The organism is Microbacterium sp. CBA3102 (assembly GCF_007954505.1).
Classification (GTDB): domain Bacteria; phylum Actinomycetota; class Actinomycetes; order Actinomycetales; family Microbacteriaceae; genus Microbacterium; species Microbacterium aurugineum.
The window spans coordinates 509,821-533,885 of the sequence record NZ_CP042412.1 but is presented as its reverse complement, the minus strand read 5'-3'; the positions used below and the strand labels follow the sequence as shown (position 1 = coordinate 533,885).

The window sequence follows — 24,065 nt, the reverse complement described above, 5'->3', positions numbered from 1 at the left end:
GTCGATACGTCGGCGCGATCTCGCTACGGTGGGCGGCAAGGCCGCAAGGACGCCTCCACCGAAAGGTTCTCGCATGAGCAGTTCGCCCTCCTCCGACTACGAGCCGATGTTCACGCGCCCGGGGGAGGCGTCGGTCGCCCCGCGCCATCTGATCCCGCCCCAGGGTTCGCTCCCTGCCACGGCGAGGCAGATCGTCGAGGACGAGACGATCCTCGACGGCAACGCGCGCCTCAACCTGGCGACGTTCGTCAGCACGTGGATGGATGACGACGCCAAGCAGGTGTACACCTCGTCTTTCGACAAGAACATGATCGACAAGGACGAGTACCCGCAGACGGCGGCGATCGAGGACAACTGCTGGCACATGCTGGCGAACCTCTGGAACGCGCCGGACGCCTCGGGTGCCATCGGTACCTCGACGGTCGGTTCGTCCGAGGCGTGCATGCTGGGCGGCCTCGCCTTCAAGCGTCGCTGGCAGCAGGCGCGACGTGCCGCGGGAAAGGACACGTCGACGCCGAACCTGGTGATGTCGTCCGCCGTGCAGGTGTGCTGGGAGAAGTTCTGCAACTACTTCGACGTCGAGCCGCGCTACGTCCCCATCTCCGAGGAGCACAAGACGCTCGACGGTCACGACCTGGCGACGTACGTCGATGAGAACACGATCGGCGTCGTCGCGATCATGGGCGTCACCTATACCGGGATGTACGAGCCGGTGGCGGCGATCGCTGCGGCGCTCGACGAGATCCAGAGGGACACCGGGCTCGACATCCCCATCCACGTCGACGGTGCCTCCGGGGCGATGATCGCGCCGTTCCTGCAACCCGATCTCGTGTGGGATTTCCGTCTCGAGCGCGTGCACTCGATCAGTACGTCCGGCCACAAGTACGGTCTCGTGTACCCGGGTCTCGGATGGGTGGTCTGGCGCGAGGAGAAGTGGCTGCCGGAGGATCTCGTGTTCAAGGTCAGCTACCTCGGCGGCGAGATGCCCACATTCGCGCTGAACTTCTCGCGTCCGGGGGCGCAGGTGCTGTTGCAGTACTACCTGTTCCTCCGGCTGGGGTTCGAGGGCTACCGTGCCGTGCAGCAGGAGTCGCAGGACGTCGCGAAGTACCTGTCGGCCGGGATCGCGGGGCTCGACGCCTTCGAGCTCTGGAACGACGGCAGCGACATCCCGGTGTTCGCCTGGCGCCTCAAGGACGGCCATACGAAGAACTGGACGCTGTACCACCTGCAGGACCGGCTCCGGATGCGCGGATGGCTCGTGCCGGCGTACCCGATGCCCGCGGATCTCGAGCAGATCACGGTGCAGCGGATCGTCGTGCGCAACGGGCTGAGCATGGACCTGGCCGCCGACCTGCTGGATGCGATCACGGCGGAAGTCGCCCACCTCGACGCCCTCACCGCGCCGATGCCGTCCGATCACCCCGACTCGGCGTTCCACCACTAGGGGTGCTCAGGTCGCATTCCAGAGGTCGCGGTAGAAGGCGAGACGCTCGCGGTCGGGTTCGACTCCGTAGGCCTCGATCAGAGCGTCCTCCCACCCGGGGCCGAAGTTCCACTCGGTGCTCATGGAGGCGACGGCGATGTCGGCCCAGCGGTCGGCCACGCCCAGCAGAGCCAGGTCGACGTGCGCGAGCCAGCGGCCGTCGTCTCCCATCAGGGTGTTGGGGCAGCAGGCATCGCCGTGACTGACGACGAGGCGGTCGACAGCGGGCGCGGTCCGGAGGCTTTCCGGCACGACGATCCCGCGTCGTTCCGCGTTCGCGATGCGCGAAGGCACGCTCCACTCCCAGGGGCACTCCTGCACGGGGAGGGCTTCATGCATCGCCCGGAGCCCTTCGCCGACTGCCCGCACGGCGGTCGCGGGCTCTGCGACCCATCGCGGGTCCACGGCGCTGAGGCCGTCGAGGGCGGCAGTGATCATCCACTCGTGCGTGTCGTCCGCCCCGCTGTCGAGCACGGTCGGCACAGTGATCCAGCCCGACGCCCACCTCATCCGTTCGGCCTCGTCGCTCAACGTGAACTCGAGGTTCCGAGGCCCCCACTTGATGTAGAACGGCTCTGCGGTGCCGGTGGCGCGGAAGGTGAGTCCGCCGTAGTCGTTGCGCCAGACGCATTCGAGGTCGGCTCCCCGGGCGAGCAGGCGGACGTGTTCGGGGACGACGACGTCTTCGGCGGGGATCGACATCCATCCATCCTGCCCGACGGCGCGTGAGGAGTGATGTCGTAGGCTCGCTTTCGACGCCGTACCTCCGTTCGTGATGACACCAAGAACCACGTAGGCTGGGACCGCGTTCCATCACAGCAGTCGCACGACGACGTTCGAAGGAGAACATCAGATGCAGATCAGCGGACAGGGTGCACTCATCACCGGCGGAGCCTCGGGGCTCGGCCTGGCGACCGCACGTCGCCTCGTCGCCGCGGGCGCCCACGTCACGATCATCGACCTCGCTTCGTCGAAGGGCGCGGAGGTGGCCGACGAGATCGGCGGACTGTTCGTCGCCGCCGACGTCACGAGCGCCGAGGAGGTACAGGCGGCCGTCGCGGCCGCGCAGTCCGCCGCGCCGCTGCGTGTGGTGGTGAACTGTGCGGGCATCGCGCCGCCGGCCAAGGTGCTCGACCGCGAAGGCAACCCGGCCGTGCTCGCCGACTTCGAACGGGTGATCCGCATCAACCTCGTCGGCACGTTCAACGTCGTCTCGCAGGCATCCGCCGTGATCGCCAAGAACGAGCTCCACGACGACGAACGCGGCGTCATCGTCAACACCGCGAGCGTGGCCGCCTTCGACGGACAGATCGGCCAGCCCGCGTACTCGGCGTCGAAGGGCGGCGTGCACGCGATGACCCTTCCGATCGCGCGCGAGCTCGCGCGTCACGGCATCCGGGTCTGCACGATCGCGCCCGGCATCATGGAGACGCCGATGCTGATGGGGCTGCCGCAGGAGGCACAGGACTCCCTCGGCCAGCAGGTGCCGTTCCCCGCCCGCCTCGGCCGACCCGACGAATACGCCGCTCTCGTGGATCAGATCGTCGAGAACGGCTACCTCAACGGCGAGACCATCCGCCTCGACGGCGCGATCCGCATGGCCCCGCGCTGATCCCGCCCTCTGAACCGCGATCGAGAACCCAGGAGAATCCATGACACTGGCAGGCAAGACCATCCTGATGTCGGGCGGCAGCCGTGGCATCGGCCTCGCGATCGCGCTGCGGGCCGCCGCTGACGGCGCGAACATCGCGATGCTCGCGAAGACCGACACCCCGCATCCCAAGCTCGAGGGCACGATCCACACCGCCGCGGAGCAGATCCGTGCGGCCGGGGGCAATGCCCTGCCGATCGTGGGCGATGTCCGCGATGACGACGACATCACCGAGGTGGTCCTGAAGACGCAGGGCGAGTTCGGTGGCATCGACATCGTCATCAACAACGCCAGCGTCATCGACCTCTCGCGCTCGCTCGACCTGAACGCCAAGAAGTACGACCTGATGCAGGACGTCAACGTGCGCGGCACGTTCATGCTGTCCCGCGCGGCGGTGCCGATCCTGAAGGATGCCGAGAACCCGCACATCCTCTCGCTGTCGCCGCCCCTGAACCCCACGCCGAAGTGGCTCGGTGCGCACACCGGCTACACGCTCGCGAAGTTCGGCATGACGCTGGCCACGCTCGGCCTCGCGGCGGAGTTCGCGCGCGACGGGATCGCCGCCAACACGCTGTGGCCCCGCACCACCATCGCCACGGCCGCCGTGCAGAACCTCCTCGGCGGCGACAAGGTGATGGCCGCGAGCCGTACGCCCGCCATCTACGCCGACGCCGCCTACGCCGTGCTGCTCAAGCCCGCGGGCTCTTACACCGGGCAGTCGCTCATCGTCGAGGATGTGCTCGAAGGTGAGGGCGTGACCGATTTCTCCGGGTACGCCGCGATCCCCGGCACTCCCGACAGCGCGCTCTTCCCGGACATCTTCCTCGACTGACCCCCGCCTTCCCACCTCATTCGGGCAGGGCGCTTTGGCCTCGCCGATAGGGAGACCCGGGTCAGATCAGGAGGTAGGCCGCGCCGAGGATCGTGAGGATGATCACGAGGCGGTCGAACACGCGCTGGTTCAGGCGTCGCGCGACGCGCAGGCCGAGGAGCGCGCCGATCACCACGAGCGGCGCGAGGACGGCATCCATCAGCAGCACCGGAGTGGGGAACAAGCCGAGACCGGCGAGGAACGGCACCTTGAGCACGTTGATGATCGCGAAGAACCAGGCGGAGGTGCCGAGGAAGACCTGCACCGGAGTCCGGGTGGCCAGGAAGTACATCGACATCACGGGGCCGCCGGCGTTGGCGACCATCGTGGTGAAGCCACCGAGCGTGCCGTAGGCACCGGCGAGCACGATGCCGCCGGAGGAGGGCGGGACCGCTGCGTGCGCACGGTCTTGCCGCCATCGCCGCCAGAGGGTCACGCCGATCATCAGCAGCAGGATCACGCCGATCGCCCGGCGGACGATGCCGTCGCCGGCGAGCGCGAGGAACGCGAATCCGGCAAGGAGCCCGAGGACGACGGCCGGTGCGAGGCGCAGCAGCGTCGGCCAATGGGCGTGGCGGCGGTAGGCGATCAACGCGAACACGTCGCCGACCATCAGCAGGAGCAGCATCGCGGCCGTGGACGTGCGTGCGGGCAGGACGGCCGCGAACAGCGCGATCGCCAGGATGCTGCCGCCCGGGAGAGCCGTCTTGGAGATGCCGATCGTCACCGCGGCCACGGCGAGTGCGGCCCACGCCCAGGGGTCGAGCGCGATCACCGTTGCCGCCCGATCACCGTTCGAGCTCGGTACCCGCATCGCCGGCCGCGGCGGAGGCGAGTAGATCAGTGGTGGCGTCGGTCATCGTGTGTGGTGGGATCAGCCCCGCGCGGCGGAGAGTGCGGTGGTGAAGCGTGCGGCGCGCTGCTCGATGTCGGACCAGTCGGCTGCGGCGATCGATGCGCCGTTCGCGAGGTCTCCGCCCGCACCGACTGCGACAGCGCCGGCCGCGAACCACGCAGCGAGGTTGTCCGGATTCACGCCGCCGGTCGGCATCAGGGGGGCGGTGGGGAACGGGCCCCGCAACGCGCCGAGGTACGACGGGCCGCCCAGCGACGCCGGGAAGATCTTGACGACGTCGACGCCCAGCTCCAGCGCGCCCATGACCTCGGTGGGGGTCATCGCTCCGGTCATCACGACGCGGCCGGTGTCGAGCATCGACCGGGTGAGATGGGGGAGGGTGCCGGGGCTGACGAGGAACTCTGCGCCCGCATCAGCGGCCTGAGTGGCCTGAGCCGCGGTGGTCACCGTGCCGGCACCGATGTACGCGGCGTCGCCGTGACGCGCGACCAGTTCGCGGATCACCGCCGGCGCATCGGGTGTCGAGAAGGTGACTTCGATGCCGGTCACGCCACCGCGGATGATCGCCTCGGACGCCTCCAGGGCCAGCTCAGGGGAGGGGGCGCGGAGGACGGCGAGGATGCCGGTGCTGCGGGCGCGGTCGAGGCGGTCGGACATGAGGCTCCTTGCGGTGGGGGATCCTTCCATTCTCCCGGGCGTCCCCTGTAATGACAACTCGGCCAGAAGACGGACGTATGCGCCGGACTACTTCGCGACGAGCGTGGTCTCGAAGCGATACAGGTCTGGGCGGTAGCAGTGGTGGCCGAGCTCGATCGCAGCGCCTGACTGGTCGAACGAGATGCGCTCCATGGTCAGCAGCGGACCGCCCGCCTCGATCTCCAGCAGTTCTGGTTCATCGGCCTCTGCGCGGCGTGCGCCGATCTTCTGCTTGGCGACCCGGATGGCGATGCCTCGGGCGCGGAGGGCCTGATAGAGACCTCGGGACTCGAGTTGTTCGGCGGAGATGTCCGCGAACTCGCGAGGGAGGTAGTTCTCGAGAACGGCGACGGGAACGCCGTCGGTGCTCCGTCGGCGTCTCAGGTGGAGGACCTCCGCACCGGGGGGCAGGGCGAGTGCCGTCGCCACTTCCTCCGAAGCCGGGATCACCTCGTGCGTCAGCACCTGCGTGCCCGGTTCGTGGTGGGCGCTCTGCAGGTCTTCGAAGAGACTGGTGAGTTCGACCTGGCGGGTGACGGAACCCTGCACGACCTGGGTGCCGATGCCCCGTCGGCGCACGAGGAGTCCCTTGTCGACGAGTTCCTGGATCGCTCGTCGGATGGTGGGTCGGGAGAGGCCCAGCTGCTCGGCGATCGACACCTCGTTCTCGAGGCGGGCGCCGGCGGGGATCGCTCCGGATTGGATCGCGCTCTGCAGGCGCGTGGAGACCTGGAAGTAGAGCGGGACCGGACCCGTGCGGTCGATGTCCGCGAAGAGATCGTTCGGCCACGGGGTGACGAGATCGGCCATGGTCCTCCGCTTTCTGTGGGGAGTCATATTGTAGCGACAATCATACGATCCACCCCAGACCCGATTTTCCGGGAACTTCGAGCGGCGATGCGTGGCGAGGGGCGGCGCTGAGCAGCGAAAAGTCCTGAGGATGCTTAAAGTGCTATTGTGCTGACATGAAGGAGTCGGCGTGAGCTACGTGTGGGATCCGCACCTGTTCGTGGAGCTCGGTCTCCTCGCCTTGGCCTTCGTGCTCTCGGTGGCGGTCGGTGTCGAGCGCTCCCGGAAGCTCAAGAGCGCGGGGCTGCGCACCCACGTCCTCGTCGGGATCGGTTCCGCCATCTTCACCCTGATCTCGGCGTACGGATTCGAGGGGGTCCTCGGGCCTGACGTGGCCGTCGACCCCTCCCGCATCGCGGCGCAGGTCGTGTCCGGGATCGGGTTCCTCGGGGCCGGCGTGATCTTCGTGCGCAACAATGCCGTGTCGGGGCTGACGTCGGCGGCGACCATCTGGGTCGTGGCGGCGATCGGCATGGCCTGCGGTGCCAACATGCCTCTCCTGGCGATCGCCGGCACCGGGCTGCATCTGCTCACCGTCGGTCCGCTCTCCCGTGTGCGCGATCGTCTGCGCCCGGAGCCCGAGAGGCTACGTGTCACCGTCCAGTACGAGGCCGATCGGGGTGCTCTCCGTGAGGCGCTCGCGGCCGCCGAGCGACGCGGTCTGCCGGGCACCCTTCTCGGAGCGGCCCGGATCCACGGCGATTCCGACATGCGCGCGACTCTCGAGTTCGTCGAGGCCTCCCCCGACAAGCGCTCGGACCTGATCGACGCGATCGCGCGGCTCGATGGCGTGCGTTCGGTCGCCGTCCAGGGAGCCTCCGATGATGATTGATGCATATGTAATTACCTGCTAACATTTTTACTGGGCTTCGGTCCGACCGTTCAATGGAGAAAGGAAATCGAGTGATCCGTATCGCGAATGCGCCGGTGAGCTACGGGGTCTTCGAGCTCGCACGCCCGGACCTCGTCGCACTTCCCGAAGGCGAGGAACTTGCGCGCTGGATCAGCGAGGCCGGCTACCAGGGCATCGATCTCGGACCGGTCGGACTTCTCGGACGAGGCGCGGAGCTGACGGATCGCCTGCGGCGCCACGGCCTCGAACTCGCGGGCGGATGGGTGGACCTTCCGTTCGCCGGTGCCGACGACGACTTCGCCCGCGCGATGGCGAACCTCGATGACATCCTCGACGTGTTCGTCGCTGCGGCGGAGACCGGGCCGCCCCTTGCTCCTCTGCCCACGCTCGCCGACTCGGGCAGCGCGGCACGCAAGGCGCGTCCTGGTGGCGCTCCCGAACTCACGCTCCGTGGGGACGACTGGGCGCGGTTCGCCGATCGCGTCAACATCGCGACGGCGCGTGTCCGCGATCGCGGGCTCGAGCCGACCTTCCACCACCACGCGTGCACGTATGTCGAGACGCCCGAAGAGGTCGACGCGCTGCTGGCATCGACCGACGTCGGTCTCACCTTCGACTCCGGTCACCTCCTCATCGGGGGCGGCGACCCGCTGCCCGACTTCCGCCGGTGGCGTGACCGCATCAATCACCTGCACCTCAAGGACGCGCGCACGCGGATCCTGCACGAGGCGTTGCAGGCCGATGACCCGATGCGCTCGGTCTGGGAGAAGCGCGTCTTCGTCCCGCTGGGGCAGGGGGATCTCGCCGTCACCGAACTCGTGGACGAGATCATCGGCAGCGGATACAGCGGCTGGCTCATCGTCGAGCAGGACGTCGTGCCGCGCTCGACCGCTGAGGTCGAGCGGGCCAAGGCCGAGCAGGTCGCCAACCGTGACGCCTTGCGGGCGTGGTTCGCGTGAGCGTCACCCGCGTCGCCGTCATCGGGTTGGGGGCGATCAGCCAGAGCGTGCACCTGCCGATGCTGCGCAGGAACGCGGAGGACTTCGAGATCGCCGCACTCGTCGATCTCTCCGCCGAGCGCACCGCCGACATGGGAGCCCGCTACGGCGTCGCCGCGGACCGCCGGTTCTCGTCGGTCGATGCCCTCGTCGCTGCGAAGGACGACGGTGTGCTCGCGATCGACGCCGCCATCCTCGCCACCACCGGCTCCCACGCCGGCGACACGCTGCGGCTCGTGAAGGCCGGCATCCGTGTGCTCGCCGAGAAGCCCCTCGCCTACTCGATCGCCGAGCTCGACGCCCTTGCCGCCTACGCCGTGGACGCCGGGATCGACCTGCGTGACTGGGTGCGCGTCGGCTACATGAAGGAGTACGACCTCGCGTCGCAGCACGCGAAGCGCCTCCTCGCCGACGTCGACCTGCGTGCGATCAGCGTGCAGGTGATGCACCCGCTGGACGGCTCGCAACTGGAGTACGCCCGCCTCGCGGCGCGCACCCACGACGTCTCCGCGGAAGTCCTCGCCCCGCTGATCGCAGCGACGGGGACGATCGTGGACTCGGCCGTCGGCGCCGACCTCCCGACCGACCTGCGCACGCTCTACACGAACGTCGTGCTGGGTTCCATCGTCCACGACGTCGGACTGCTCCGTATGCTCGTCGGCGGTCTGGGCGATGTCGACTTCGCCCAGCACTGGGGTCCGAAGATGCCGGGATCGGTGCACCTGCGGGGCACGCTCGCTCGTGACGATACCCCGTGGACCCTCGATTGGCACTACATCGACGGTTACCCCGACTACCAGGAGACCGTCACCTTCCATCACGAGACCGGAACCGTCGAACTGCTCTTCGGTGTTCCGTACGTGACCAATCTCCCCACCGTCCTCCGCGTGACGGAGAGTCACCCGGAGCTCGGCATCCGCGTGAGCGAGTCGCGGTGGATGCAGCAAGAGGCTTTCGAGAACGAACTGTTCGCGCTGGCGGCACTGGTCCGCGGCGAGCGTCCCGACGGGGCGAGCGTCGAGGAATCGATGGCCGACGTGCGGGTCGGGCAGCGGATGATCCGCGCGCTCGCGCTCTCGAAGGGCGTCACGCTCGACCTGGGCGTCGAAGCCGCGCAGTAGTTCACCCACATCCGCGACCGAGCGCATCCGCTCGGCGTTCAGCGATACAGAAAGGTCAGAAATGGTCACGTACGGAAAGCGCCGCCTGCTTGCGGCGTTCGCCCTCACCACTGTCGGTGCGGTCGTCCTGGCTGGCTGCTCCGGTGGATCGGAGCCGGAGACCGAGGACGAATCCGGGCCGGTCACCCTCACCCTCACCACCAACTCCATCACCGGCGGCAAGAACAGTGCCGAAGCGGACTGGATCGCGGACTGGGTCATCCCCGAGTTCGAGAAGGCCATGGACGCGGAAGGCAAGGACGTCACCGTCGAGTTCCAGCCGCAGGGCGTCGACGATGAGGACTACAAGACCAAGATCGCCCTCGATCTGCAGTCCGGCAAGGGCGCCGACATCATCGGGATGGACGGCATCTGGGTCGGCGAGTTCGCCGAGGCCGGATACATCAAGCCGCTCTCCGACGTCGGCGGCAAGGCGGTCGACGACTGGGACGGCTGGGCGCAGATCCCCGACGCCGTGCAGAACGCCCTCTCGTTCGACGGCGACCGCTATGGCGTCCCGCAGGGCGCCGACGGTCGCGTGCTGTACTACAACAAGGACCTCTTCGCCCAGGCGGGGCTCGATGAGGACTGGGCTCCGGAGAGCTGGGACGACATCCTCGACGCGGCGCGCGACCTCAAGGACCTCGACGGCGTCACCCCGATCCAGCTGAACGCCGGTACGGCGATGGGCGAGGCGACGACGATGCAGGGTCTGCTTCCGATGCTGGTCGGCACCGGAGAGCAGGTGTACGAGGACGGCAAGTGGATCGGTGCCACCGACGGCATGGAGAAGACGCTCGACCTGTACGAGACGATCTACGTCGACGAGGGGCTCGGTGACCCGGTCCTCCAGCAGGAGGCGTCGGGACGCGACACCTCGTTCCAGCTCTTCGCCGAGGGCAAGATCGGCATCCTGCTCGAGGGCGACTACTTCTGGCGCTCCGTGATCAACCCCGCGGAGGGTGTGGGCACGGCGCCGATGGCCGATCGCGACACCACCGTCGGGTACGCCAAGATCCCGGCGATCGAGCCGGGCGACGGCATCAACGATCAGGACTACGTCTCGATGTCCGGGGGTACCGGGCGTGTGCTCAACCCCAACTCGAAGCACGCAGCGCTCGCCTGGGAGCTGCTCGCCTTCATGAACTCGCCGGAAGCCTACGAGGCGCGTGCCGCCGGCACGCTCTCGATCTCCCCGCGCAACGACGTGAACGAGAAGCTCCTGTCGTCCGACCCCATGCTGACGTTCGTCAGCGAAGAGGTCCTGCCGATCACCGCCTACCGTCCCGGCCTGGCCGCCTACCCGCAGGTGTCCGTGCTGCTCCAGCAGGCCACGCTCGACGTCGCCACCGGGACGTCGGTCGATGACGCCCTGAAGACCTACGTCCGTGGTCTCGAAGGCGTCGTGGGCCCGGACGCGATCTCCGAGTGACCATGACGCAAGCAACGATGCCGGCGGGGAGCGTCACCGCTCCCCGCCGGCGCCGCGCGGAGGATGTCGCCGGTCTCGGCCGGGCGAGGGCGACCCTGTTCGCGGCGCCCGGTCTGCTCCTGATCGGCCTGTTCCTCCTCTTCCCGGCGCTCTGGACCGTCTACCTCGGGATGACCAACTACCGGCTCACCGGCTTCGCCGCCGCCAACCCGGAGTTCGTCGGACTCGAGAACTTCTCCACGGCGCTCAACGACCCGCGGTTCTGGAACTCGCTGTGGCTGACGCTGGTGTTCGTGCTGGTGTCGGGGATCATCGGGCAGACCGTCCTCGGCTTCGCGCTCGCCTGGATGCTGCGCAACGTGCGGGCCGGCGTCAAGACCTTCGTCGAGACGCTCGTCCTCGCGGCCTGGGTGATCCCCGCATCGGTCGCCTCGTTCCTCTGGCTCGCGCTCCTCGACCGGCGCACGGGCACTCTGAACTCCCTTCTCGGGACAGAGGGGGCGGCCTGGCTCATCGAGCATCCGATGGAGTGCATCATCATCTTCAACATCTGGGTCGGGACGGCGTTCTCGATGCAGTTGTTCTCCTCGGCGATCAGCGCTGTCCCGCCGTCGCAGCTCGAGAGCGCCCGCATGGTCGGGGCCAACACGTGGCAGCAGCTGCGTGATGTGATCCTCCCCAACATCAAGGGGCACCTGCTGACCAATACGTTGCTGATCACGCTGTGGACCTTCAACACCTTCACCCCCTACCTGCTCACCGCGGGCGGGCCGAACGGTCAGACCGACATCCTGTCGGTGTACATCTACCAGACCGCCATCCCCGGCGGGCAGCTGGGACTCGGAGCGGCGATCTCGTTGATCATGCTCCTCATCAACCTCGTGATCGCGCTGATGTACACGCGCGTCTCGCGAGGGAAGAGCTCGAAGAAGAAGGTGCGCTCATGATGACCACCATCAAGACCGTCGTGCGCGACCGGTCGGTGACCCATTTCGTGTCGCGGATCCTCTTCACGATCGTGATCGTGCTCGTGTCCCTGTTCTTCGCGCTGCCGATGGTGTGGCTGGTCCTGGCTCCGTTCGACGCGACGCCGTCGCTGACGGTGTCGTGGCCGGACTGGACGCTCGACAACTTCGCCCGCCTGGCGGAGAACCCGTACGCCCTGAAGTCGATCCTCAACTCCTTGATCCTCGGCATCGGGACCATGGCGCTCGTGATCGTGCTCGGAGCCCTGGCCTCGTACGCGATGAGCCGGATCAGCATCCCGGGGCGCGACGGCATCCTCTACGGGCTGCTGCTCCTGTCGTCCATCGTGACGGGGACGGCCGCGATGGTCCCGACCTTCCAGCTCATCAATCAGCTGCAGCTGATCAACACCCACGTCGGCGTCATCCTCGTGCTGGCCGGCGGGATCCTCCCGACGGTCATCTTCATCCTCAAGGACTTCATGGATTCCATCCCGAAGTCGTACGAGGAGTCGGCACGGCTCTACGGTGCGGGTCCCTTCCGCATCCTCAAGGACGTCGTGGTGCCGATCGCCCGTCCGGGCCTCGCGTTCATCGCGATCTGGACGATCGTGCAGGTGTGGGGCAACTTCCTCGTGCCGTTCCTGCTTCTGCGCACGCCCGACATGCAGCCGGCCGCCGTGCTCATGTACACCTTCTACACCGAGAGCGGCCAGGCCGATCTCCGACTGATCTCGGCGTTCTCGCTGGTGTTCTCGGTGCCCGTCCTTCTCATCTACTTCTTTGTGAACCGTCGCTACGGTTTCCGCTTCCACGGAGGGATCAAGTCCTGATGGCCGCCATCATTGCAACCGAACTCGTCAAGGAGTACCCCGGCGGGGTGCGCGGCGTCGACAGCGTCGACGTCGAGATCGCGGACGGCGAGTTCTTCGCGCTGCTCGGTCCTTCCGGGTGTGGGAAGACCACGCTGCTGAGGTCGATCGCGGGCCTGGAGAGCATCACCTCCGGAAAGCTCACGATCGGTGAGAAGGACGTCACCAACGCCGAGCCGGGTGAGCGCGGCGTGGCGATGGTGTTCCAGGACTACGCGCTGTTCCCGCACATGGACGTCGGCGACAACATCGCCTACCCGCTCCGGATCCGCCGAGTGGGCAAGGGAGAGCGTCGCACCACCGCGGAATCCGTCGCGAACGGTCTGTCGCTCAACGGCCTGATCGAGCGCCGACCCGGTCAGCTCTCCGGTGGCCAGCAGCAGCGCGTGGCCCTCGCTCGCGCCGTCGCGACCAGGCCTGATGTACTGCTGTTGGACGAGCCGCTGTCGAACCTCGATGCGCGGCTGCGGCTCGAGGCGCGGACCTTCCTGAAGGAGTTGCAGCGCGACCTCGGTGTCACCACCGTGTTCGTGACGCACGACCAGGCGGAGGCTCTCGCTCTCGCGGATCGGATCGCCGTCATGAAGGCGGGGAAGCTCCAGCAGATCGGCTCGCCGCGGGAGATCTTCCACCGTCCGAACAACACCTTCGTCGCCGGGTTCATCGGCTCGGTGCCGATGAACCTCCTCGAGACGACGGTCGCGGCTGGTCATGTCCGCATCGGCGACGCGGATGTCCCGGTCCCGCCGGAAGCCGCCGCGGCGGTGCGGGATGGGCAGACCGTGAGCTGGGGCATCCGTCCCGAGTACCTGCGCTGGTCGGCCGAACCCGTCGCGGACGGAATCGCGGCGGAGGTCGTCGTGACCGAAACCCTCGGTGCGACGAGCCTCGTGCTCGTGAGCGCGGGGGAGCACAAGCTCCAGGTCGTCGTTCCCGAGGAACACGAGCCCGCCGCGGGCGACCGCGGCTGGATCGCCCCGCAGCTCAACCGCGCGCTGCTGTTCGACGCCGAGAGCACCGAGCGGATCGGCTGATGGGCACCGTCCGCACCACCCTCCATCTCACGCACGACATCCAGAACGCCGATCGCTACGTGCGGGTGCCGTTCGACGTGCCCTCGGGCACGGATTCGCTCGAGGTGCGCATCTCCTACGACACCGAGGCGGCCGTGATCGACCTCGGCTGCGAGGGCGCGGCAGGGTGGCGCGGATGGTCCGGCGGCGCGCGGACCACGTACGTGATCCGCACGGACGACGCCACCCCGGGGTACCTTCCCGGGCGCCCGGAAGAGGGCGAGTGGAACGTGATCCTCGGGGTGCACCGACTGAGCGCCGGTGGCGCCGACGTCATGGTCGAGATCCTCCTGCCCGCGGAATCGACGATCGACCACGGCCCGGTCGTCGCCCCCGTGGCGGGGGTGCCCCGCGGAAGCTCGAGGAACCTCCCCGCCTCCGCAGGTCTGCGGTGGTTCGCCGGCGACTTCCACGCGCACACCCTCCATTCGGACGGCCGCGAGAGCATCTCCGGCCTGGCGGCACTCGGGGTGAGCGCCGGACTCGACTTCCTGGCCGTCACCGACCACAACACCACGAGCCACCACGCGCATCTCCCCGGGATCGGGGAGCAGCATGCGATCACGCTGCTGCCCGGCCAGGAGGTGACCACGCACCGTGGTCATGCGAACGCCTTCGGGGACATCGGCTGGATCGACTTCCGCCGTCCCGCGCAGGAATGGGTCGACGAGGTCGAGCGCCGTGGCGGCGTCCTGAGCGTGAACCACCCGATCTCGGGGGACTGCTCGTGGCTGCACCCGCTCTCGCGCCTGCCGCGTGCCATCGAGCTCTGGCATTCGACGTGGTACCGCGAGCTCATCGCCACCTCGCCGCTCGCGTTCCACGAGCGCTGGGGCAAGGACGCCGTCCTCCTCGGCGGTGCCGACTTCCACATGCAGAGCCAGGGCATCGGGCCCGGTACGCCGACCACCTGGGTTGCCGCGGAAGACGCCTCGCCCGAGGCGATCCTCGCCGGAGTCGCTGCGGGGAGGACCGCGATCATGGGCGGGGTCACCGTGCGGGACGGACTCAGCGCACCCGACCTCTTCACCGCCCCGGTCCTCCTGCGCGTCGATGACGAACTGCTCGCCGTCGACGCCGACGGTCTGATCCTCGTCGACGGTGCCGGTGAGCGTCGCTCGGTGCACGGAGACCTCGCCTCTTTCACCGCCGATCGGGCCGCCGGCCCCTACTACCTGCTGCATCCCGACCGCAGCATCGCCGCCCTGTGCGCCTGACCGGCCGCACGCATCTTCCGCAGAGAATCAGGAGTCCCCGCCCGTGACCAGTGAGATCGTCGTCGTCCCCCACACCCACTGGGACCGCGAATGGTATGAGCCGCACGATGTCTTCCGCCTGCGCCTGGTGCACATGCTCGACCGGCTGATCGGGATCCTGGAGGCCGAGCCGGAGTACCGGTTCACGCTCGACGGACAGGCCGCGGCGATCGAGGACTACCTCGAGATGCGTCCGGAGATGCGGGACCGGGTCATGGCTCTGGTGCAGCGGGAGCAGCTGAGTGTGGGCCCGTTCCTCATCCTGCTCGACGAGTTCGGCTGCGACGGCGAGACCATCATCCGCAACCTCGAGCTCGGTCGCGCCGCGAGCGCGCGTCTGGGCCGCACCATGCCGGTCGGCTACCTCCCGGACATGTTCGGCCATGCGGCGCAGATGCCGCAGATCCTGGCCGGGTTCGGCATCCGTCACAGCGCGCTCTGGCGGGGTGTGCCCGCTGACGTCGCTGAGCACGCGTTCGCATGGGTCGCCCCGAACGGCGATGCCGTGCGCTGCGAGTACCTCTTCGACGGCTACGGCAACGGGCTCGACATGTTCGCTCTGCCGGGTCAGCTCCCCGCGCTCGCCCCCGACTACGCCGCCCGCACCGCGTCCTGGTACGGCGACGACCCGGTGCTCGCGATGCTGGGCACCGATCACTCCGCACCTCCCGAAGACCTCGCCGAGGTCATCCGGGACTACGACGCGACGGGCCGCGAACCGCACCTGTCGATCGCGACCCTCGACGGGCACCTCTCGCGCTATGCGACGGATGCCGCGGCGCTGGCCGTTCTTCCGCAGGTGCACGGCGAGATGCGCTCGCACGCCCGCGGCAACCTGCTGCCCGGGGTGTTCTCGATCCGCACGAACCTCAAGCGCGAGATGGCCCGTTCGGAGCAGGCGCTCACGGCCGCCGAACGACTCGACCTGATGTTCGGATCCCGCGACCACCGCTCCTTCTTCGACACCGCCTGGTACCGCCTGGTGGAGAGCACGGCGCACGACTCCGTGACCGGCTGTGGCGTCGACGCGACGGCTGAGCAGGTCGGGACCCGCATCCACACCGCGGGGCACATCGCCCGTGGGGTCATCGACACCGTCCTCCGTGACGTGTCGGCGGCAGTGTCGCCTGCGCAGCACCTCGTGTTCAACCCCTCGGGCTTCGCTCGGCGTGCGCAGGTGGAGGTCACTCTGCACGGGGTGGATGCGGCGGCGCTCCCGGCGGGCGTGCAACTGTTGGACCCGCTGCCCACCGTGCTCGGCGACGAGCGGATGCGCAGCGCCGATCTGCCCAAGATCCTCCGCCGCATCCACGGGCGTGAGCTCTTCGGGCAGCAGATCAACGGGTACGAGTGGGGCGAGCAGTCGCTCCGCTTCCAGGTGGCGGAGAGCCCTGAGGGTGTCTGGGACCTGGCGGCTTTCACCGTGGAACTGGAGGAGCGCGTGGCGGCGGATGCCGGCGGCGACGACCTCTGGCATGTCGAGACCATCGCCGATGCGCGCCACCGTGCGCTGCTGGCGGTGGACGTCGACGGTCTCGCGCTCGCCGCGGTGGCCGAGGCGACGGCGGCGGTTTCCGATGACCCGGTCACGGTGACCACCGGATCGCTCTCGAACGCCGCGCTCACCGTGACCGTGAACGCCGATGGCACCGTGCGCATCGACGGGGCGGACGGCTCCTCGATCGACGGCGCCCTCGCCCTCGTCGATGACGGCGACTGCGGCGACTCCTACAACTACGGCCCGGTCGATCCGGCCTCCGCGGTGAGGAGTGCGTCCTTGGTCGACGTCGCCGTGATCGAGGAGGGGCCGCTGCGCGGACGCCTCCGCATCCGTCGGGTCTACGACCTGCCGGTGGGGCTGACCGAAGACCGGACACGTTCGAGTGAAACCGTGCCGCTGGTGACCGAGACCACGATCGAACTGCGCGAGGGGGAGGGCTTCCTGCGTGTCGGCATCGACTACGTGAACACGGCCTCCGACCACCGGCTCCGGGTGCTCGTTCCCGTCGGGGGTGCGGAGCTCGACGCCTCTCGGAGCGCCGGACAGTACGCGACGACCGTCCGTGGTCGCGAGGCGGAGGGTGGCTGGGGCGAGTTCCCGTTGCCGACCTACCCGGCGTATCGCTTCGCCGCGGCGGGTTCGACCGCGGTTCTCGTGCAGAAGCTGTCGGAGTACGAACTCGTGTCGACTCCGGGCGCATCCGATGCCCTCGCGGTCACCCTGTCCCGCTCCGTCGGCATGATGAGCGTCAACGTGCATCCGCTGCGTGACGAGCCCGCCGGTTCCGAGATCCCCGTTCCCGGTGCGCAGTACCTCGGAGTGGCCGTGCACACGGACCTGGCGATCCTGGTCGGCGCGGATGATGCGACGGCCGTGCGCGCCGCCGACCTCTTCCGGCACGACCCGCTCGTGGTCCGCGGTTCGGGCGAGACCGACGGTCCGGTGCCCGAGGCAGCCTTCCCGGTCGAGCTCTCGGGCGACGTCGTGCTGGAGTCGGCGCGACGGGTCGGTGATGCCGCTGAGCTCCGATTCGTGAACTACCTGTCCGACGCACGCGACGTGGCGTTCTCGGCGCCGGGGTCCTGGACGCGGGTCGACCTGGCCGGTGAGGTTCAGGAGGCCGCGTTCGACGCGTCCTCCGCGCGCACGGACGCGGGCGCGATGCTCAGCATCCGACGATCGCTCTGAGCAGATCACCGCATTAGTGCTAATGTTAAGACAAATGCGCGAAGGAGTGGAGGGGTGATGTCGGAGGAACGATCGGTCGCGGAGATCCTGGCCATCGGGCGCCTGGGCGTCGACCTGTACCCGCTGCAGGACGGCGTCGGTCTCGGTGACGTCACCAGTTTCGGAAAGTACCTCGGTGGAAGTGCGGCCAACGTGGCCGTCGCCGCTGCTCGCTACGGGCACGACACCGCTCTGCTCTCCCGGGTGGGAGACGACCCCTTCGGGCGGTACCTTCGCGAGGAGCTGGAGCGTCTCGGGGTGCGGAGCGACTTCGTCGCGACCGATCCGAGCTACAAGACGCCGATCACGTTCTGCGAGATCTTCCCGCCGGACGACTTCCCCCTGTACTTCTATCGCGAGCCCACTGCTCCCGACCTGCAGATCCGCCCCGGCGACGTCGATGCGCAGACCGTGCGGGAAGCGACGCTCCTCTGGTTCACGGCGACAGGCCTGAGCGAGGAGCCGAGTAGACAGACCCACCTCGACCTCCTCGCGTCGCGGGGACGACGTGCGCACACCGTGTTCGACCTGGACTACCGACCGATGTTCTGGGAGGCGCCGGAGGCCGCGCGCACGCAGATCCAGCGTGCGCTCGAGTTCGCCACCGTCGCCGTCGGCAACCGCGAGGAGTGTGAGGTCGCGGTCGGCGAGACCGAACCGCAGCGTGCCGCGGACGCGCTCCTGGAGCGCGGCGTGGAACTGGCGATCGTCAAGCAGGGGCCGCGCGGTGTGCTCGCCAAGACGCGGTCGACGCAGGTGGAGATTCCGGCCACCCCGGTCGAGGTCGTCAACGGGCTCGGGGCCGGCGATGCGTTCGGTGGCGCGCTCTGCCACGGCCTGCTGGCGGGATGGGAACTGGAGAAGACGTTGATCTATGCGAACGCGGCGGGCGGCATCGTGGCCGGCCGCCGGGAATGTTCGACGGCGATGCCGACGGAGCGCGAGGTCGCCGAGGTCGTGAACGGAGATGCATGAGATGACAGCACTGACCGAGGACGACTTCCACCGGCTCCGGACGGTGCGTGCGGAGTCGCCGCGCGCGATCCGCGAGACGCTGGCCGGGCGACGTCGTCGCGAGATCATCCGCGGCGACGGGCGGCTGTTCATCATCGCGGCCGACCATCCTGCGCGCGGTGCGCTCGCCGTCGGCGGCTCGCCGTTCGCGATGGCCGACCGCTACGAGCTGCTCGACCGCCTTGCGATCGCCCTGCGGCACCCGGGCGTCGACGGCGTGCTGGGAACCCCCGACATCATCGACGACCTCGCCGTGCTCGGTCTGCTCGACGACAAGATCGTGGTCGGCTCGATGAACCGCGGTGGCCTGCGGGGGGCGAGCTTCGAGATGGACGACCGCTACACGGGGTACGACGTGCCGGCGATGGTGGACTCGGGAATCGACTTCGCCAAAGCGCTCCTGCGGGTGAACCTCGACGACGACGGGACGGCACCCACGCTGGCCTCGACGGCGGAAGCGGTCACGGCGGCCGCACGCGCGGATCTGCCGATCATGCTGGAGCCGTTCCTGAGTCGACGCGTGGACGGCCGGGTCGTCAACGATCTGAGTCCGGATGCCGTGATGCTGTCGATCGCCATCGCCAGCGGTCTGGGCGCGAGCAGCGCCAGCTCCTGGCTGAAGCTGCCGGTGGTCGAAGACATGGAGCGCGTGCTGGCGGCGACGACGTTGCCGGTGCTGCTCCTCGGCGGAGACGCGGGCGCCGACCCCGACGACACGTTCTCGTCCTGGGAGGATGCTCTCTCGCTGCCCGGAGTGCGCGGACTGACGGTCGGACGCACGCTCCTGTACTCCTCCGACATCGACGTCGCGTCCGCCATCGACGTCGCCGCCTCTCTGGTCCACCCCGGGCTCACCGCCTGAACGCCTCTTCCCGCCTGAACGCCACTTCGCCGAAGGATACGTATGACCCCCGCCTCCACCATCCCCACCATCGGACACTGGATCGACGGTGCCGCCCGTGCGTCGACCAGCGGCCGGACGGCTCCGGTGCACAACCCCGCGACCGGGACCGTGACCGGACACGTGGCTCTGGCCGACGACGCCGAGATCGCGGAAGCGATCGCATCCGCGCGGCGAGGGTTCGAGGTGTGGAGCGGCTACTCGATCGCGCGGCGTCAGGCGGTGATGTTCGCGTTCCGTGAGCTGCTGCACTCGCGCAAGGGTGAGCTGGCGGAGATCATCACGGCCGAGCACGGCAAGGTGCGTTCGGATGCGATGGGGGAGATCCTGCGCGGACAGGAGGTGGTGGAGCTGGCCACCGGGTTCCCGCACCTGATCAAGGGCGCATACTCGGAGAACGTCTCGACCGGCATCGATGTGTACTCGCTGAAGCAGCCGCTCGGGGTCGTCGGCATCATCTCCCCGTTCAACTTCCCGGCGATGGTGCCGATGTGGTTCTTCCCGATCGCGATCGCCGCGGGCAACGCGGTCGTCCTCAAGCCCAGTGAGAAGGATCCGTCGGCGGCCCTGTGGCTCGCTGCGCTCTGGGCCGAGGCGGGGCTTCCCGACGGCGTGTTCACGGTGTTGCAGGGCGACAAGCAGGCCGTCGACGGACTGCTGGAGAACCCGGATGTCGCGTCCATCTCGTTCGTGGGCTCGACGCCGATCGCCCAGTACATCTACGAGACCGCATCGCGCAACGGCAAGCGGGTCCAGGCGCTCGGCGGGGCGAAGAACCACATGCTGGTGCTGCCGGACGCCGATCTCGACCTCGTCGCCGACCAGGCGGTGAACGCCGGGTTCGGAGCGGCCGGCGAGCGGTGCATGGCGGTCTCCGTCGTGCTCGCGGTCGATCCGGTGGCGGATGAGCTGATCGAGCGGATCCGGGAGCGCATCGCCGCTCTCCGCATCGGCGACGGAGCGGGTGGGGTCGACGGCGAGCCCGACATGGGGCCGCTGATCACTGCCGAGCACCGGGCGAAGGTGTCCGGGTATGTCGACATCGCCGAGGCCGACGGAGCGCGGATCGTGGTCGACGGCCGGGGTCTGACGGTCGACGGGCGCGAGGACGGCTTCTGGTTCGGACCGACGCTCATCGACGAGATCCCGACCTCCTCGCGCGCCTACCAAGAGGAGATCTTCGGGCCGGTGCTGTCCGTGGTGCGGGTGCAGACCTTCCAGGAGGGAGTGGACCTGATCAATTCCGGTCGCTTCGGAAACGGGACGGCGATCTTCACGAACGACGGCGGTGCCGCACGTCGGTTCCAGCACGAGGTGCAGGTCGGGATGATCGGCATCAACGTGCCCATCCCCGTCCCCGTGGCTTACCACTCCTTCGGCGGGTGGAAGGCGTCGCTCTTCGGCGATGCGAAGGCGTACGGTGTCCATGGCTTCGACTTCTTCACCCGGGAGAAGGCGATCACCAGCCGCTGGCTCGACCCCGCGCTGCACGGCGGCATCGACCTCGGCTTCCCCCAGAACAACTGAGCTTCGGATCGGGCAGGAGGCGTCATGACCGAGCAGGGGCAATGGTTCCACCGCCGAGGGACGATCGGCCGCGACGGGTGGGAGAGCGTCGTCGACGCTGCGATCCCGGGATGGACGCACACCGGCATCCGCATCGGAGCGCTCGCCGCGGGGGAGAGCCTCGCCCTCGCCGAGGACGGGGTCGAGCGGATCATCGTGCCGCTCGCGGGTTCCTTCACGGTGCAGCACACCGAGCAGGGCGCGACCTCGGAGACGACGCTCGCCGGCCGCCGGTCGGTCTTCGACGGGCCCAGCGACGTGCTCTACCTGTCGTCCGCAGCCTCCGCGGTCATCACGGGAGTCGGTCGGGTGGCGGTGGCCTCCGCGCCCGCATCGGCCGTGCATCCGACCCGGCACATCCGCGCCGCCGAGATCCCGATCGAGCTCCGCGGAGCCGGCACCTCCAGCCGGCAGGTGCACAACTTCGGCACGCCGGAAGCGCTCGACGCCGAGCGCCTCATCGTCTGCGAGGTCATCACGCCCGCGGGGAACTGGTCGTCGTATCCGCCGCACAAGCACGATGAGCACGTGTCGGGACGGGAATCCCGGCTCGAGGAGATCTACTATTTCGAGGCGGCCCCCACGCGTGTCGGCGGCGATGCCGGTGCCGCCGAGGCCGCGTTCGGGATGTTCGCGACCTATTCCTCGGACGCGGGCGCCATCGACATCGCCGAGCGGGTGGGCACGGGTGATATCGCGCTGGTCCCGTTCGGATTCCACGGACCCGCTGTCGCCGCACCGGGCTACGACCTCTACTACCTGAACGTCATGGCCGGCCCCGATCCGGAGCGGGTGTGGCTGATCACCGACGACCCGGCGCACGCGTGGGTGCGCGACAACTGGAGCGGGCAGGACATCGATTCCCGGCTTCCCTACGGACATGGAGATCACTGATGCAGACGAAGCGGATGACGGTCGGCCAGGCCCTGGTCGAGTTCCTCTCGCGGCAATGGACCGTCGACGGCACCATCCGCGAGCGCACCGTGCCCGGTATGTTCGGGATCTTCGGCCACGGGAACGTCGCGGGTCTCGGTCAGGCGCTGCAGCAGTACAACCTCGAGCAGCCCGATCTGATGCCCTACCGCCAGGCCCGCAACGAACAGGCGATGGTGCACCAGGCGGTGGGCTTCGCACGGATGCACCGGCGCAGGGCCACGTTCGCGAGCGCGGCCTCCGTGGGGCCGGGCGCGACGAACATGCTCACCGGTGCGGCCCTCGCGACGACCAACCGGCTCCCGGCGCTGCTGTTGCCGAGTGACACCTTCGCCACCCGGGTCGCCGATCCCGTCCTGCAGCAGCTGGAGCGCCCCCACGACATCGGGCTCACGGTGAACGATGCGTTCCGCCCGCTCTCGGTGTTCTTCGACCGGGTGCAGCGCCCCGAGCAGCTCTTCTCGATCGCGCTCGCGGCGATGCGCGTGCTCACCGATCCGGCGGAGACGGGGGCGGTGACGATCGCCCTCCCCGAGGACGTGCAGGCCGAGGCTGTGGACGTCCCGCTCGAATTCCTCCAGGAGCGTGAGTGGCACATCCGCCGGCCGCTGCCCGAACGCGGACCGCTCGAGCGTGCCGTGGCCGCGATCCGCGGCGCGAAGCAGCCGCTCATCGTCGCCGGTGGGGGTGTGATCTATTCGGAAGCGGAGCAGGCACTCCGTGCGTTCGCCGAGGCCACCGGCATCCCGGTCGGCACCACGCAGGCGGGCGGTGGCGCATTGCCCTGGGACCACCCGCAGAATCTCGGCGGGATCGGTGCGACGGGAACCACCGCCGCGAACCGGATCGCCGCCGACGCCGATGTGATCATCGGTATCGGCACGCGCTACAGCGACTTCACCACCGCGTCGCGCACCGCCTTCCAGAACCCGGATGCGGTGTTCGTGAACGTCAACGTCGCCGCCCTCGACGCCTACAAGCACGGCTCGCAGCTCCCGCTCATCGCCGATGCCAGGGAAGCGCTGGTCGCGCTCACGGGCATGCTCGGGGACTTCCGGATCGCGACCGATCTGAGCGCGCGGATCGCCGACGAGAAGCGGCGATGGGATGCGGTGGTCGACCACGCTCTCGCGCCCACGGGCGGCGAACTGCCGGGGCAGCCCGAGATCATCGGCGCCGTGCGCGGGTCGGTGGCCGATGCGGACGTCATCGTGCAGGCGGCCGGCTCGCTCCCCGGAGATCTGCACAAGCTGTGGCGGGTGAGCGACCCGCTCGGCTACCACGTCGAGTACGCCTACTCCTGCATGGGGTATGAGATCGCGGGAGGCCTCGGCGTCAAACGGGGACTCCTCGCATCCGGTGACGAGCGGGACGTGATCGTCATGGTCGGCGACGGCTCGTACCTGATGTTGAGCTCCGAACTCGCGACGGCCGTGGCCGAGGGCATCAAGATCATCGTCGTGCTCGTCCAGAACCAGGGATACGCCTCGATCGGGCATCTCTCGGAGACGGTGGGCACGGAGCGCTTCGGCACGAAGTACCGGAGCTACGACGAGGAGACGCGGAGCTTCCAGCACGGTGACGTGCTCCCGGTCGACCTCGCGATGAACGCTCGCAGCTACGGCGTCGACGTCATCGAGATCGCACGGGGGTCTGCGGCGATCGATGATCTGCGCGCTGCGGTCGCCACGGCGAAGGCCTCGGAGCGGTCGACGCTCATCCACATCGACAGTGACCCGACGGTCTACGGTCCGGACGGGGAGGGATGGTGGGACGTGCCGGTGGCGGCGGTCTCGACCACGGACACCGCACAGCGGGCCCTCGACGAGTACGTGCAGCAGCGTGCTGCACAGCGTCCCCTGCTGGGCTGACGTCACGGAAGCACCGCACCCCAGGGCCTTCCCA

The 24,065-nt window shown here is 68.7% G+C and carries 21 protein-coding genes; 17 read left to right on the top strand and 4 right to left on the bottom strand.

Translation table 11 applies throughout. The features are described 5' to 3' along the window. Positions 1-73: 73 nt before the first annotated feature. On the top strand, positions 74-1,447 hold the full coding sequence (locus tag FGL91_RS02685; RefSeq protein ID WP_153242994.1) for a glutamate decarboxylase: 1,374 nt from the start codon (positions 74-76) through the stop codon (positions 1,445-1,447). Between the two features lie 6 nt (positions 1,448-1,453). On the opposite strand, the gene FGL91_RS02680 is transcribed toward FGL91_RS02685, so the two are convergent. Further along, on the bottom strand, positions 1,454-2,188 hold the full coding sequence (locus tag FGL91_RS02680) for an aminoglycoside 3'-phosphotransferase (RefSeq protein ID WP_153242993.1): 735 nt from the start codon (positions 2,186-2,188) through the stop codon (positions 1,454-1,456). A gap of 151 nt (positions 2,189-2,339) precedes the next feature. On the opposite strand from FGL91_RS02680, the gene FGL91_RS02675 reads away from it, so the two are divergent. Then, positions 2,340-3,098, top strand: a complete 759-nt coding sequence (locus FGL91_RS02675; protein ID WP_153242992.1) for an SDR family NAD(P)-dependent oxidoreductase — start codon at positions 2,340-2,342, stop codon at positions 3,096-3,098. 40 nt (positions 3,099-3,138) lie between these two features. After that, positions 3,139-3,969, top strand: coding sequence for an SDR family oxidoreductase (locus FGL91_RS02670; RefSeq protein WP_153242991.1), 831 nt, complete (start codon positions 3,139-3,141; stop codon positions 3,967-3,969). 61 nt (positions 3,970-4,030) lie between these two features. On the opposite strand, the gene FGL91_RS02665 is transcribed toward FGL91_RS02670, so the two are convergent. From FGL91_RS02665 to FGL91_RS02655, 3 genes are all read right to left on the bottom strand, one after another. Then, the gene (locus tag FGL91_RS02665; protein WP_047521131.1) at positions 4,031-4,783 is read right to left on the bottom strand and encodes a sulfite exporter TauE/SafE family protein; all 753 of its coding nucleotides are present in this window, start codon (positions 4,781-4,783) and stop codon (positions 4,031-4,033) included. Positions 4,784-4,882: 99 nt separating this feature from the next. Further along, positions 4,883-5,521, bottom strand: coding sequence for a bifunctional 4-hydroxy-2-oxoglutarate aldolase/2-dehydro-3-deoxy-phosphogluconate aldolase (locus FGL91_RS02660; RefSeq protein WP_134352349.1), 639 nt, complete (start codon positions 5,519-5,521; stop codon positions 4,883-4,885). A gap of 87 nt (positions 5,522-5,608) precedes the next feature. Next, complete coding sequence (locus FGL91_RS02655) at positions 5,609-6,370, bottom strand: GntR family transcriptional regulator (RefSeq protein WP_131493363.1); 762 nt, start codon at positions 6,368-6,370, stop codon at positions 5,609-5,611. Positions 6,371-6,539: 169 nt separating this feature from the next. On the opposite strand from FGL91_RS02655, the gene FGL91_RS02650 reads away from it, so the two are divergent. The 14 genes from FGL91_RS02650 (at position 6,540) to iolD (ending at position 24,031) form a co-directional block, all read left to right on the top strand. Continuing rightward, positions 6,540-7,241: an MgtC/SapB family protein gene (locus tag FGL91_RS02650; RefSeq protein ID WP_131493365.1), complete on the top strand. Its 702-nt coding sequence runs from the start codon at positions 6,540-6,542 to the stop codon at positions 7,239-7,241. 71 nt (positions 7,242-7,312) lie between these two features. Next, complete coding sequence (locus tag FGL91_RS02645; RefSeq protein ID WP_227991822.1) at positions 7,313-8,221, top strand: sugar phosphate isomerase/epimerase family protein; 909 nt, start codon at positions 7,313-7,315, stop codon at positions 8,219-8,221. Further along, a complete protein-coding gene (locus FGL91_RS02640; protein WP_194239296.1) occupies positions 8,218-9,381 on the top strand; it encodes a Gfo/Idh/MocA family protein in 1,164 nt (387 codons plus the stop codon). Before FGL91_RS02645 ends, FGL91_RS02640 begins: the two co-directional genes overlap by 4 nt. Positions 9,382-9,442: 61 nt before the next feature. Continuing rightward, entirely contained in the window at positions 9,443-10,852 is a 1,410-nt protein-coding gene (locus tag FGL91_RS02635; RefSeq protein WP_134352345.1) for a sugar ABC transporter substrate-binding protein, read from the top strand. A gap of 2 nt (positions 10,853-10,854) precedes the next feature. Then, positions 10,855-11,799: a carbohydrate ABC transporter permease gene (locus FGL91_RS02630; protein WP_131493373.1), complete on the top strand. Its 945-nt coding sequence runs from the start codon at positions 10,855-10,857 to the stop codon at positions 11,797-11,799. Further along, positions 11,796-12,650, top strand: coding sequence for a carbohydrate ABC transporter permease (locus FGL91_RS02625; protein WP_205802363.1), 855 nt, complete (start codon positions 11,796-11,798; stop codon positions 12,648-12,650). Before FGL91_RS02630 ends, FGL91_RS02625 begins: the two co-directional genes overlap by 4 nt. Next, positions 12,650-13,723, top strand: a complete 1,074-nt coding sequence (locus tag FGL91_RS02620) for an ABC transporter ATP-binding protein (protein WP_153242988.1) — start codon at positions 12,650-12,652, stop codon at positions 13,721-13,723. The genes FGL91_RS02625 and FGL91_RS02620 overlap by 1 nt, the downstream gene beginning before the upstream one ends. Continuing rightward, on the top strand, positions 13,723-14,979 hold the full coding sequence (locus tag FGL91_RS02615) for a CehA/McbA family metallohydrolase (protein WP_153242987.1): 1,257 nt from the start codon (positions 13,723-13,725) through the stop codon (positions 14,977-14,979). Before FGL91_RS02620 ends, FGL91_RS02615 begins: the two co-directional genes overlap by 1 nt. 43 nt (positions 14,980-15,022) lie before the next feature. After that, entirely contained in the window at positions 15,023-17,707 is a 2,685-nt protein-coding gene (locus FGL91_RS02610) for an alpha-mannosidase (protein ID WP_194239295.1), read from the top strand. A 57-nt stretch (positions 17,708-17,764) separates the two neighbouring features. Beyond that, entirely contained in the window at positions 17,765-18,721 is a 957-nt protein-coding gene (gene iolC, locus FGL91_RS02605; RefSeq protein ID WP_153242985.1) for a 5-dehydro-2-deoxygluconokinase, read from the top strand. A gap of 1 nt (position 18,722) precedes the next feature. Then, a complete protein-coding gene (locus tag FGL91_RS02600) occupies positions 18,723-19,622 on the top strand; it encodes a deoxyribose-phosphate aldolase (RefSeq protein WP_131493381.1) in 900 nt (299 codons plus the stop codon). Positions 19,623-19,664: 42 nt separating this feature from the next. Next, on the top strand, positions 19,665-21,188 hold the full coding sequence (locus tag FGL91_RS02595) for a CoA-acylating methylmalonate-semialdehyde dehydrogenase (RefSeq protein WP_153242984.1): 1,524 nt from the start codon (positions 19,665-19,667) through the stop codon (positions 21,186-21,188). Between the two features lie 24 nt (positions 21,189-21,212). Then, positions 21,213-22,121, top strand: a complete 909-nt coding sequence (gene iolB / locus FGL91_RS02590) for a 5-deoxy-glucuronate isomerase (RefSeq protein WP_153242983.1) — start codon at positions 21,213-21,215, stop codon at positions 22,119-22,121. Further along, a complete protein-coding gene (gene iolD, locus FGL91_RS02585) occupies positions 22,121-24,031 on the top strand; it encodes a 3D-(3,5/4)-trihydroxycyclohexane-1,2-dione acylhydrolase (decyclizing) (protein WP_227991815.1) in 1,911 nt (636 codons plus the stop codon). The genes iolB and iolD overlap by 1 nt, the downstream gene beginning before the upstream one ends. The last annotated feature ends 34 nt before the right edge of the window (positions 24,032-24,065 follow it).